This window comes from Parabacteroides caecihominis, assembly GCF_023656785.1.
Classification (GTDB): domain Bacteria; phylum Bacteroidota; class Bacteroidia; order Bacteroidales; family Tannerellaceae; genus Parabacteroides; species Parabacteroides segnis.
Window position 1 is genome coordinate 13,911 of record NZ_JAMOKS010000046.1, and the last position, 12,575, is coordinate 26,485.

At 35.5% G+C, this 12,575-nt stretch carries 11 protein-coding genes; all 11 read left to right on the top strand.

What is annotated here, in order from left to right; translation table 11 throughout:
* Nucleotides 1–694: 694 nt before the first annotated feature.
* The 11 genes from NBH14_RS25420 (at nt 695) to NBH14_RS25470 (ending at nt 12,505) form a co-directional block, all read left to right on the top strand.
* Nucleotides 695–2,635 carry a heparinase II/III family protein gene (locus tag NBH14_RS25420; protein WP_186959751.1) on the top strand — a complete coding sequence of 647 codons (1,941 nt, stop codon included), beginning with the start codon at nt 695–697 and terminating at the stop codon, nt 2,633–2,635.
* Between the two features lie 7 nt (nt 2,636–2,642).
* Nucleotides 2,643–3,848, top strand: a complete 1,206-nt coding sequence (locus tag NBH14_RS25425; protein WP_186959750.1) for a glycoside hydrolase family 88 protein — start codon at nt 2,643–2,645, stop codon at nt 3,846–3,848.
* 9 nt (nt 3,849–3,857) lie between these two features.
* A complete protein-coding gene (locus NBH14_RS25430; protein ID WP_186959748.1) occupies nt 3,858–4,655 on the top strand; it encodes a glycoside hydrolase family 16 protein in 798 nt (265 codons plus the stop codon).
* Between the two features lie 239 nt (nt 4,656–4,894).
* Nucleotides 4,895–5,260, top strand: coding sequence for a helix-turn-helix transcriptional regulator (locus NBH14_RS25435; RefSeq protein WP_186959747.1), 366 nt, complete (start codon nt 4,895–4,897; stop codon nt 5,258–5,260).
* Between the two features lie 375 nt (nt 5,261–5,635).
* Complete coding sequence (locus tag NBH14_RS25440) at nt 5,636–6,607, top strand: DUF1573 domain-containing protein (RefSeq protein ID WP_186959746.1); 972 nt, start codon at nt 5,636–5,638, stop codon at nt 6,605–6,607.
* 19 nt (nt 6,608–6,626) lie between these two features.
* A complete protein-coding gene (locus NBH14_RS25445) occupies nt 6,627–7,520 on the top strand; it encodes a hypothetical protein (RefSeq protein WP_186959744.1) in 894 nt (297 codons plus the stop codon).
* Between the two features lie 38 nt (nt 7,521–7,558).
* Complete coding sequence (locus NBH14_RS25450) at nt 7,559–7,879, top strand: hypothetical protein (protein WP_186959743.1); 321 nt, start codon at nt 7,559–7,561, stop codon at nt 7,877–7,879.
* Entirely contained in the window at nt 7,876–8,193 is a 318-nt protein-coding gene (locus tag NBH14_RS25455; RefSeq protein WP_186959742.1) for a hypothetical protein, read from the top strand. The genes NBH14_RS25450 and NBH14_RS25455 overlap by 4 nt, the downstream gene beginning before the upstream one ends.
* A gap of 304 nt (nt 8,194–8,497) precedes the next feature.
* Nucleotides 8,498–10,021: an O-antigen ligase family protein gene (locus NBH14_RS25460; protein ID WP_186959741.1), complete on the top strand. Its 1,524-nt coding sequence runs from the start codon at nt 8,498–8,500 to the stop codon at nt 10,019–10,021.
* Nucleotides 10,002–11,966: a transglutaminase-like domain-containing protein gene (locus NBH14_RS25465; RefSeq protein WP_186959739.1), complete on the top strand. Its 1,965-nt coding sequence runs from the start codon at nt 10,002–10,004 to the stop codon at nt 11,964–11,966. The genes NBH14_RS25460 and NBH14_RS25465 overlap by 20 nt, the downstream gene beginning before the upstream one ends.
* 164 nt (nt 11,967–12,130) lie before the next feature.
* Complete coding sequence (locus NBH14_RS25470; protein ID WP_186959738.1) at nt 12,131–12,505, top strand: hypothetical protein; 375 nt, start codon at nt 12,131–12,133, stop codon at nt 12,503–12,505.
* Nucleotides 12,506–12,575: the final 70 nt, after the last annotated feature.

The following is a 12,575-nucleotide window of genomic DNA, read 5'->3' on the forward strand; positions in this document are numbered from 1 at the left end:
TGATTAATTAATTGTTTACCCGGTTTACTGATTGTTTTTCCGTGAGTTTCAGCCTGGGTATCTGGCAAAAACCACATAGTTCTAATGGAACTACGCTGTTTTTTTGATTTGGATGGCGAAAGGATTGAAGATCAATTAGTATATAATGACTGTTGAAAACGGTGTGGATTTTAGGGTAACTTTAGGTGAGGCGCTGATAAATAAATGGAGAGCGGAGAAAGACAAATCATTGGTATTAGCGTTGCAGATACTGAAAAGATGTTTGGAATGATTAAATCATTACTGTTATTATTATTGAATATAGTTAACATTCTTATCCGGAGGCTAAATATACAAGGGCTTTAAAATAGGGGAGTTCTCGTTTTTTACAAATAAGCGTTGGACTATTAGTGCATATTAAATGGATAAATTAATACACTCATTAACATTAATAACATATATATTTGCATCGGTATGATTGGAGTTCCATTAGAACTAAGTTATGCCTTAATATATGTGAAAGCAGTTTACTGCAAAAGTGGTATCAAAAACCTTAACAGACTAATACATACCTTTATTTACAATGAAATAAAAAGAACCTTTTCACCTGTTTTAATCTGTGTCCTTGGACGATAAGTGCATATGAAATGGATAAATAGGCGCCTCTGTTATGGACAATCTTTCTACTTTTGTGTTCAAAGCAAATAATAGTATCATGAGAACACAGAAATGTTTAACCTTATTTTGCCTGCTATTCGGAATAATAGCATCTGCAAATGCTTATGTCGAACGTGATCTGCTGCAAAAGGCGGCAGATATATCTGAATTGAAATCCGTTTTATTGATGGACCGGAAATGGGTTCCTTATCCGGATTATACCGATCGCACTGCCTGGGAGCAATTTTTGGGAGATTACAGGAATGATTACATCAAACAAGGAGAGAAACGTTTGGGTTATGAATGGAAAGTTGTTAAAGCAACCGACTATATCGAATATGAACGCAGCGGAAACCGGCGAATCATGGAAGATCCTTTCGGCAGTAATAACGGAGCCATAGCCGACTTGGTGATGGCTGAACTGGCAGAAGGAAAGGGCCGCTTTATCGATCAGCTGATCAATGGTGTCTTTCAGTCCTGCGAGATGACTTCCTGGGCATTGTCGGCGCATTTAAGCGCACAGCATTCAAAACGTTCTTTACCCGATTATAAAGAAGATGTGATCGACCTGACTGCCGGCGACCTGGGTTCCTTATTGTCCTGGACCTATTATTTCTTCCATGCAGAGTTTGATAAAGTAAATCCTGTTATTTCCGAGCGCCTGCGCCATGAGTTACAGAAAAGAATATTGGATACTTATATGAAAGAAGACCGTTTCTGGTGGATGGCCTTCAATTACAAACCCGGAACACTGGTCAACAACTGGAATCCGTGGTGTAACTTTAATGTACTGCAATGTTTCCTACTGTTGGAAAACGATAAAGAGAAACTGGCAGAAGCCGTTCATCGTACAATGGTTTCTGTCGATAAGTTCATCAACTATACCCATTCGGACGGAGCCTGTGAAGAAGGTCCTTCTTATTGGGGACATGCTGCGGGAAAGATGTATGATTATCTGCAATTATTGTACGACGGAACCGGTGGAAAGATCAGTTTGTTCGATCAGCCGATTATCAAAAATATGGGTGAATATATTGCCCGCTCTTATGTAGGGAATGGCTGGGTGGTTAACTTCGCGGATGCCTCGGCAAAAGGTGGCGGAGATGCCCCGATTATTTTCCGCTACGGAAAGGCGGTAGGCAGTGATGTGATGATGCAGTATGCCGCTTATCTGAACAGCCTGTCAACCAGAAAATCGCTTTCTTCCGGGAGAGATATGTTCCGTACCTTACAAAGTCTCCTGTATGCAAAGGAGATGGGAGAGGCGGAGCCTTCGTATCAGTCTCCGGCTTATACCTGGTATCCTGAAACGGAATTTTGTTATATGACGAACAAAGCCGGTTTCTTCCTGGCTGCGAAAGGTGGATATAACAATGAAAGCCATAATCATAATGATGCCGGAACTTTTTCTTTGTATTCAAATACGACTCCGGTATTTATCGATGCCGGTGTCGGCACTTATACCCGCCAGACATTCAGTAACGAACGGTATACGATCTGGACAATGCAGAGCAACTATCATAACCTGCCGATGATAAATGGAGTACCCCAGTCGTTTGGTTCCCGGTATAAAGCGACTGCGACTTCTTTCGACCCGAAGCGGATGACTTTTACCGCTAATATTGCTACCGCTTATCCTGAAGAAGCCGGGGTGGACAAATGGATTCGCTCATATACATTAAATAAGAATAAGGGCGAAGTGAAGATTCAGGATTCATTTACCCTGAAAGAGTTGAAAGAACCGAATCAAGTCAATTTCCTGACCTGGGGTAAGATAGATGTTTCTTCGGAAGGAATCGTCCGGATAGATGTAAACGGAGAAAAGGTAGAATTGCTGTATGATAAAAATACTTTCACCCCGTCTGTAGAGACAGTTGCGTTGGATGACCCGCGTTTATCCAATGTATGGGGAAAAGAAATCTATCGCCTCTCTTTGAATGCCGGAAAAATGGTGAAATCCGGGACTTACACATTTACAATTAAACAAAACAATAAATAAAAGAAGAATGAAAAATTGGATCGCTTTAGCGTTCTCCGCATTCCTGATCTCTTGCGGGGGAACACCTAAAACAGTAGAAAAGAGTTTTATTGACGAGAATATCGATTTCGCCCGTGCACAGCTCGGTAACGAGATAGAAGTCATTGAAGCCAGTGGCAAATGCCTGAATCCTGTGACGCTGAAAAAGGATAGCTCAGTTTATTATTGCGGCTATGGAGACTGGCGCAGTGGGTTCTTCCCCGGCTCGGTGTGGTATCTGTATGAACTGACGGGCGATACGGCCTTGCTTCCGCTCGCTCAGAAATATACATGGGCCATAGAAGAAGCCAAGAATCTGACCTGGCATCATGACATCGGGTTCATTATCAATTGCAGCTTCGGTAACGGTTTGCGTCTGACGGCCGATCCGTCTTATAAAGATGTGATGGTACAGGCCGCCAAGTCATTATCGACCCGTTTCCGTGAAGCTCCCCAGGTAATCCAGTCATGGAATGTGGATAAAGGATGGCAGTCGGAACGCGGTTGGGAATGTCCGGTGATTATCGACAATATGATGAACCTGGAGCTGATGTTCGAAGCGACCCGTCTGTCCGGTGATTCTTCTTTTTATAACATAGCGATTGCGCATGCAGACCGTACGTTGCAGGAACATTTCCGTCCGGACGGCAGCTGTTACCATGTCATCGATTATAGTCTGAAAGACGGTTCTGTTCGTAACCGCCATACCGCACAAGGATATGCGCATGAATCGGCCTGGAGCCGCGGACAGGCGTGGGCTATTTACGGATTCGTTGTTTGCTATCGTGAAACCGGTGATCGCAAATATCTGGACCAGGCGTTGAAAACATTCAACTTCATGAAGAATCATAAGGCAATGCCGGCTGACCTGATCCCTTATTGGGATATGGATGCACCGAACATTCCGAATGAGCCGCGTGATGTTTCAACTGCTTCCTGTATTGCTTCCGCATTGTATGAAATCAGTACGATGGATGTGGAAGATGCCGTAGCGTATAAGACGTATGCTGACAGTATCATGACTTCGCTGGGCTCTCCGGCTTACCGGGCTGCCCTGGGAACGAACGGAAACTTTCTCCTGATGCATTCCGTGGGCAGTATTCCTCATAACTCGGAAATAGATGTTCCGTTGAACTATGCCGATTACTATTTTATGGAAGCGTTGAAACGTAAGAAGGAGTTAGAATCGAAATAATATTCTTTTATGAGAAAAGGTATGAAATGGATATGCGGGGCAGCTGTCATTCTGATGATGGCTGCCTGCAATACGAGACCGGCTGATGAATGGCAGTTGGTCTGGGAGGAAAACTTTGACCAGGCAAACGGGTTGGATACGACAAACTGGTCGAAAATTCCCCGTTGGGCACCGGAGTGGGCAAAATATATGTCTGACAGTGAACTCTGTTATGATTTGGTTGACGGTAATCTTGTTTTGAAAGGTTTAATCAATCCGGACCGCTCGACAGATACGGTTCCTTACATTACCGGAGGCATCTATACCAAATATAAGCGTGCTTTCCATGGAGGCCGGTTAGAGATAAAAGCACAGCTGGGATGTGCCACCGGGGCATGGCCAGCCATCTGGCTAAAACCGTTTGAAGAAGCGAAGTATCCCTGGCCGTCGGGTGGCGAGATAGATATCATGGAGCATCTGAATTATGATAGCATCGCTTATCAGACAGTTCATTCTACTTATACGCATAACCTGAATATCAAGAAAGACCCGCCTCAGGGAAGCACCGGGCCCATCGATCCGGCAGGTTATAATGTATATGCGGTAGAAATGTATCCGGATAGCCTCGTTTTCTTTATAAATGATGTACGTAACTTTTCATATCCCCGCATAGAAACCGATAAAGAAGGTCAATTCCCATTTGACAAACCCTATTATCTGTTAATCGATATGCAGTTGGGTGGCCCCTGGGTCGGTCCTGTCGACCCGGAAGATCTTCCGGTCGAGATGAAGGTCGACTGGGTTCGTTATTATCAGAAGAAGAAATAGAAGTAAGAGTAAAAGTAAAAGTAAAGGGCGGATATTTTCCGCCTTTTTTATTTATGATTTGTCGATAGAATTTGTTTTGAGTAAAAGCTCTAATATGTATAAATGTTAAATATGAATATTTCTGCTCATAAACTGAGGACAAATATGGATTTTTAAAGTCTATATAAGAAAGGAATTAAAAAAACTCCTTGGTATGCTCAAGGGTTTTTGGCTGGAAAATTAATAAATCGATTAATCTTATGGATAATACATTGAAGAAAAAATTATGTGAACGGTTATTATGGTACTTTGGTCTATCGAACTCAAAAAAAGAGAAAGTATCCTATATAAGCATGGAAGAATGGACTTATATTGAACGTTGGGTGGATTATGTTCTTGGAGGATTTTTTTTGCGGTTAGGAAAAGTTCATCCGAATCTTTCCACAACAGAATTGCATATCTGTTGTTTAATGAGATTAAAACTACGTCGTTTTCATATGGCATCTTTAATGGGGATATCTCCTTCGACTGTATCAACCTATAAATTTAGAGTCAAAAGAAAAATAGACGCTCAGAATACAAGTATAAGGAATATATCATTGGAATCATATTTGCTTAGTCTTTGATTTTGTTAGAATCATTTTTTAATGTCTGATGAATTGCGCTATTGAATCAATGAGGGTTATATTTGCGCTAGAAGTTGAGAGAAATCAATAAAACTCAGGGGGGAATACTTTCATTGTCTATGTCTTTTTTTAACTTTAACTCTACTATGTTGTTTTTTAATGTGTTATTCTTTGTGTGTGATAGATGTTTGTCTATCTGGTAAATGATATGATTTAAATAACTTTATTTATATTTGTCCTAGATTGTGAAATGATTAATGACTTTTGTAAGATATGAAAAAACAATGTATATTATTTGTAATGTTAAAACTACCAATCCTGATTCTTACTTGTTTATGCATGCAGGGATGTCGTAATATAAGTGTTGAAACATATATGGATAAATCATTGGATGATATTTCTTGTATTGCAAAAAGAAGTAATAAACCTTTTTGTATTGTATTAGTTGATTCTTGTCAAGAATTATCTAAAGAATATAGTTCGTATTTGCATAATGATTATAAATATTTGCTTAATAAATCTATTTATAATTTTGTGAACATAAGATCTTTAGAAAACGAATGGTATTTGAAATGGTTATGCCCTGTATCTATTCCTTTAACTTGTGTTTTTTCTTCGAATGGAAAACTGATTGATTTAATACCTGGTGCAGCTAAGGAAACATTTTTATATACGCAGTTAGCATTAGAGAATAGAAAAATAACTGAATATCATTGGCCTAATAGGTTTAATATTAGTAAGACCGAAGTTGTATCATTGTTGGATAGTACTTTACTACATAAGAATCTTTTAAAGCAAGGTGTATATATAAAATCTGAATTGCAAAAAATTTCAAACTCTTTGCATTATCCATATACTGAATATTTACAACTAATGGGAGAATTGAAAGAAAATGATACACTTCAAGCACAATATGTAGCAAAAAAAATGTTGAAGTTTGAATCTTCTTATAATTTAGATTTATATAAACAAGAATTTGTGACGGCAAAGAGAGTAATAGATCCTAATTTTGATATTGAGAATGAACCTACAATCGAGATAAATAAGAATCTTGTATATTTATATGATTGTGAAGTCAGTAAAAGTGTTTCGTTTGATATTCCTATATTTAATAAAGGGAATAAACCATTGGAAATATTTGCTATACATACAAGTTGTTCTTGTTTAGAGCAATTGAATTATATGACAAAAGATAAGTTGTTTATAAATAGACACGATTCTATTGTTTTAAAATTTAGTTTTACAGCTAATAGTTCTGAAGAGATATATAGAGATGTATTTATTAATTCAAATGCGATTAATATCCCTATATTTCATATAACTGTAATAGCAAATTCAAAAAAGTAAACTTTTAATATTTATCATTATGAAGAACATTATTTGTTGTGTAATTTTGTTGATTGTGTCTTTTATGATACAAAGTTGTTCTATGGAAGATTCTTTTTTAGGAACAACAACGAATGAGGAAAATAATTTCCCCGTACATGTAGAAGAATATGCAAAGGCTGTTGCAAACGAAATTCATGTTACTGTACAGAATCTGAACAATATGAGGGTCGATTATTCAAAAGCGGATAATTCGCCAGCATTTAAAAAACAGTTTTATAAAGACTGGTATAATGCAAGTCAAACAATGACTAAAAGTAGTATATCAATAGAACAGATGCAAATTGACCCAACTGTTTTTTCTGATAAAATACGTAATTTGACAAGTTTGCAAATAGAATTTATCGAGAAAATTATAGATGAATGTCAAAGAAGTAAGTCTAATGAAGACTTACTTAATAGGTTAATCTCAGTCACTAAAGAAATACATTCTTCAGTACCTGAAATTCAGCAGGAAAGATTATTAAGAGTTACGGCAGTACTTTATTATTGTATAATAGAAATAAATAATCTTGAAAAACAGGGCATTATGCTTGTAACTCCCTATAATAAGTATGCAAGAATAAAAACAAAAAGTGAAGGAGGTAGTCTTGGTGATAAATGCCGTAGCTTTTTAGCAGCGACTTGGGCAATAGCCGTTGGTGAACCAACTTTTGCTGGAGAAATTGTTGCAAGTGTTGCAACAGTTATTGTTGCAGGTATTTTGATGTATGAGGTGGTTGTATGTAAAAAGAACTATACAGATGATACTTATCAGTATTGTCAGGAGCAGTTTAGGAAATGTATACCTTCATTTTATGATGCATGTGCTCATTGTTTACAATTTTGTTTATCCTATGGAGATTGGCCTGGTTCTAGTAAGGGATGTAATTGATATTGTGTAAGAAAAGAATGTGAGAAATGCAAAAAAACATGAAAGGGTTTGAAATAATACATAATGGCAATAAAAAAATAGTAGCTGTAAATGATGGTCTTTTAACAATTCATCTATTTGATAATAAAGGAGATTGTCGTATATATACAGATGTTTTTGATTATGAATCTTCCCAAAAAAGTATTTGGCATAATTGGGAAAAAATATCTTTAGGTGATGATTTTCTTATGAAATTTGTGGAAATAGATGAACCGTCTATCCCCTTCTGTAAGGAGGATATAGAGGTTGTAAAACCTATAACAAAAATGGAAATATTCAGAACACTAGAAGCTAAATTAAAAAAGGAAGGATTAATATGAAAGGATTTTTATTGCAGATTAATAAAGAAAAAGTTTCGGCTGAAAGTATAAAAAATGGATGTATAAATATACTCTTGACAAATAAAGAGGGAGTTTTTAAAATAAATTTTGGCGGTATGGATGAAAATATGTATTCTTATACCTGGTATTCTTCAGAACTTACATTGGGAGATGAGATTTGTATTTCTTATAAAGAAAATGTACAAACTTCTAATCCTATTGCTAAAGTCAATTTTGCTCAACTTACAAAAGAAGAAATCTTACAACGTGAATTAGAAACTTATTGGAAGTTAAAGGCAGAATTGAACTTGTAAGCTATATGTCTTAAATTTAATCTGATTCCATTTATAGAAGCATTCTGAATGTATTTGTTTTCAGAATGCTTTTATTTCAAATTGGAATATATTTGTAAAAAGCAATAAGTAAGATAGTATGATAGCATATTTGAATATATTGTTATTTTTGATAGCTATGACAGGTAGTATATTTTTGGTGTCAGATTATTTTGTAGAAAAGTATTGTACAATACAGTCATTATGGTTATTATTTGTATTACTATTTAATGCGTTCATATTGTATTAGCATAGAAGTGTTGTAAAATGTGTAGATGTTTTTTTCTTGTTTATATTATTATTAATTCTTTGTGGTGGTATAATTGATCTTTTTAGTGAATTGTTTTATGGTGTAATAATTGTTTTATTATCGGGGAATATTGTGGTGAATTTGAAGAAAAAACTTTCTTTAAATATATTTTTTATTTATAGTGGATTGTCTATAATTGGATTTGTAGAAGCATTATTAGGTATAGTGCAATTTTTTTATATTTTACCAACTTATTCTGTTGAATATAAGATGACTGGTACTTTTGATAATCCGGCTGGTTTTGCAATTTGTTTATCGGTTCTATCTCCTTTTTCTTTGTTTTTGTTAAGGACGATTTCTCATCCTTGGAGAATTGCTGGATATTCTTTTTTTATAATATCCAGTTGTGCTATATTTCTTTCTGAATCTCGCACTGGTATATTGGCTTTGATGGGAGTATTAATAGTACATTTTTATATCTTCTATTTACATCAAAAACTAACAAGATGGAATAAAGCTCTATTAGCCTATGCGGTAATACTCTTTTTGATAACTCTATTTGTCGGTTTATATTTTTTGAAAAAAGATTCGGCGGATGGGCGTTTATTGATTTGGCGGGTTGTATGGGAGATGATTAAGGATTCTCCTTTGGTCGGTCATGGGGGAGGAGCCTTTCAAACCCAATATATGCTTTACCAAGCTGAGTATTTTCATTTAAATCCGAGTAGCCAATTTTCTCAATTGGCAGATAATGTTAATTATCCCTTTAATGAATTTCTAAAAATAGGAGTAGAATATGGAAGCTTGGGCTTATTTGTATTATTACTTTTGATTATTGGGGGAATATCTATATATAAGAAAAATTTAAATCCGATAAAGTACCCTGCATTTGAATGTATTATAGCCATTGCTATATGTGCCTGCTTCTCTTATCCATTAAAATACTCAATGACATGGGCTATTCTGGGATTTGCTCTTTCGATTATTGCTATAGAACATCATAGCAATTTAAAATTTAGAACATCTTATATTCGAAGGTTTGCAGCAGGAGGAGCTTTATATCTAATGCTTTTATTATTACAATATACAATTGCCGAAATGAAGTGGAAAAAGGTCGTAGATCGTTCTCTTCGTGGTGAAACAGAGCAAATGTTACCGTTTTATGAGGAGTTAAAAGAAGAGCTTGGCGCAAATAGTTTGTTTTTATATAATTATGCAGCTGAATTGCATTTTGTTGGACATTATGATGAGAGTATCGAAGTGTTAACAGAATGTATTCGTTATTGGAATGATTATGATATACAATTATTATTTGCTGACTGCTATTTGCAAAAGGGGGAATTTGAGAAAGCAGAAGAATGCTTAATATTAGCTTCGAATATGTGTCCTAATCGTTTTATTCCTTTATATCAGTTGGTACATTTATATGATAAAATTGGTGAAAAAGAAAAAGCGTATGAGTTTGCAAATAGGATTACACATAAAACAATAAAGGTTCCCTCTTTTAAGGTTCAATGTATAATAGATGAAATGAAAGAATATGTTGACAAAGGTATATAAAATAATATTGATTCGTTTCTTATTGCTTACAGGAGTGATGTTGTCTTGTACTAATACTAAATTGGAACAAGCTTTATCTATGGCCAGAGAGAATAGAGCCGAATTAGAAAAAGTGCTTGAGCATTACGAAAAGGATACTAATTCATTGAAGTTGAAAGCGGCTGTTTTTCTTATAGAGAATATGCCGGGACACCGTTCGTATACAGGGGATACCATTCAAAATTATTATAAAGAGTTGGATTTTATATTAAATATGGATACCACTGTCGGTTATAAGAATGAGAAGATAAAAGAGTTGGCTCATAATTATTTGAAAGTATCTTTTCAAGAAGAAGAGGATATTAAGATAATTACAGCCGACTACTTGATACGTAATATTGATCAGGCTTTTGACTGGTGGAAAAATGGACAGCGACTTGAGTATGTTACTTTCGATCAGTTTTGTGAATTTATACTTCCTTATAAATGTTTTGAATATCAGCAATTAGATGATTGGAGAGATACTTTATCTGTACGGTTTAATAAAGCACTCAATCCCCGATTACCTTATGATTTATTAAAATTTTCTTCATATAATGCCGCAGCTCAGATAAATAGAGAATTGTCCGCTTCCTTTTGGGGAACAAAAGAAGCTGCTACTAAAAAACCGGAAGGAGTTCCTTTCTTGAATTCATCAATTTATAAAGCTGCTTATGGGGATTGTTTTGGATCTGCAACGTTGGCAACCATGGTGTTAAGAAGTCATGGTCTTCCGATTGCAATGGATTATATTCCACAATGGGGAAGAAAGGAGGGAAGTCATGCCTGGTATACATTTTTGAGTGAGAATGGAATTTTTATGCCTTTCAGTTGGGGATTAACCTCTAACCCTGGAGATGTTTTTTTTCCTTATGACCCTATCCCGAAGGTCTATAGAATTAGTTATGTAGCCAATGATAAAATTGTCCGTTACTTAAAAGATGCAGTTTATACACATCCTTTTTTTGAAATATTTGAACAGGATGTAACGGATGAATATATGAAAACCAGTGATTTGTCCGTACAATTACTCACTCAAAAACTCAAAGATAAATATGTTTATTTGTCTGTTTTTGATAATCAGTCATGGACTGTACTTGATCTGGGAATTGTAAATGGGAATCGGGCCGAATTTCAAAAAGTAGGTAGAGATATTGTTTATCTGGTATGGGGATATGATGGTACACATTTAATACCGGTATCTCCCCCGTTTTCGGTAGAAAAGAATGGAGATTTACATTATTTTAGTGCTGATAAGTCAAAAACGCATCAGGTTTGCTTGCATCGTAAATATCCCAAAAGCTCGGGTGTCGCAAATGTGGAGTCTCGAATTATCGGTGGAGAAATTCATGCTTCGAATGATAAGAATTTTAATCGATATGAATTGCTGTACAAGATAAATGATTTTTCTTATCCGGATTTAATTAAATTGTCTCCAAGTCAAAAATATAGGTATTGGCGTTATTATTCAAGTAGTAATGGTTATTGTAATATCGCAGAATTGCAGTTTTATAAGGAAAATAGTGATAGTATAGTAAAAGGTAAAGTTATCGGGTCTGAGAAAATATATCAAAATAATCCGGATATGGCTAGAGAAAAAGCTTTTGATGGAGATTGGTTGACTATTTTTCATGCAGAGAAGCCTGATAGTGGTTGGGTTGGATTAGATCTTGAGAGAAAAACGATTGTCGATCGTGTACGTTGTGTCCCTCGAAGCGATGATAATGCAATACATTACGGAGAAATGTATGAATTGTTCTTTTGGGATCAGGCTGGTTGGAAATCCTTAGGAAAGCAAAAAGCAGAAGAAAGAATGTTGTATTTTGATTCCGTTCCGGATAATGCGCTTTTAATATTACGGAATCATACACGGGGCAAGCAAGAACGTATTTTTGTATATCAAAATGAACAACAAGTTTGGTGGTAACTCTTGAAATTTGTACTGTCTATAGCTTTTTTAATATATCTGTACCGATTTTTTATACTATAGGCTTGCTGAATGCCGTATTATGCAAATAATTAGTCGTTTATTGCAAAGTAATCCTTTTTTGCATTTTTTATTTTTGTGCTTGTCTAATTAATGTTGACCTTATGAATAATAATGCATTGAAGAAAAAATTATCAGATCGGTTACTGTGGTATTTCGGACTATCTGAGTCACCTGTTAAAAAGGTATTATATATTGATGAAGAGGAATGGTGGTATATTGAACGATGGATTGATTGGGGGTTAAAAAATTACTTGTCGCGACTCGCCAAAACACATCCGGATCTTACGCGACATGATTTACATATATGTTGTTTATTAAGACTAAAATTGAGTAGATCTTATATTGCAGCTTTAATGGGTGTTTCGACGTCATCAGTTTCGACTTGTAAGTTTCGGATTAAAAAAAAGATAATTATTCAAAACCCTGCTATTGGTTTCGAAGATGTCACTTTGGAATCTTATCTGTTTAATTTTTAGTGAGATTATAAACCTAATTGCATCAGATAAACTTCAATTAAATAAACTTTTGTCGCATAAATATAGATAA

What these genes read in the sequence shown, in the direction of transcription:
- NBH14_RS25420 (WP_186959751.1), top strand. Translation starts at nt 695, where the DNA reads ATGAGAACACAGAAATGTTTAACCTTATTTTGCCTGCTATTCGGAATA.
- NBH14_RS25425 (WP_186959750.1), top strand. Translation starts at nt 2,643, where the DNA reads ATGAAAAATTGGATCGCTTTAGCGTTCTCCGCATTCCTGATCTCTTGC.
- NBH14_RS25430 (WP_186959748.1), top strand. Translation starts at nt 3,858, where the DNA reads ATGAGAAAAGGTATGAAATGGATATGCGGGGCAGCTGTCATTCTGATG.
- NBH14_RS25435 (WP_186959747.1), top strand. Translation starts at nt 4,895, where the DNA reads ATGGATAATACATTGAAGAAAAAATTATGTGAACGGTTATTATGGTAC.
- NBH14_RS25440 (WP_186959746.1), top strand. Translation starts at nt 5,636, where the DNA reads ATGGATAAATCATTGGATGATATTTCTTGTATTGCAAAAAGAAGTAAT.
- NBH14_RS25445 (WP_186959744.1), top strand. Translation starts at nt 6,627, where the DNA reads ATGAAGAACATTATTTGTTGTGTAATTTTGTTGATTGTGTCTTTTATG.
- NBH14_RS25450 (WP_186959743.1), top strand. Translation starts at nt 7,559, where the DNA reads ATGAAAGGGTTTGAAATAATACATAATGGCAATAAAAAAATAGTAGCT.
- NBH14_RS25455 (WP_186959742.1), top strand. Translation starts at nt 7,876, where the DNA reads ATGAAAGGATTTTTATTGCAGATTAATAAAGAAAAAGTTTCGGCTGAA.
- NBH14_RS25465 (WP_186959739.1), top strand. Translation starts at nt 10,002, where the DNA reads ATGTTGACAAAGGTATATAAAATAATATTGATTCGTTTCTTATTGCTT.
- NBH14_RS25470 (WP_186959738.1), top strand. Translation starts at nt 12,131, where the DNA reads ATGAATAATAATGCATTGAAGAAAAAATTATCAGATCGGTTACTGTGG.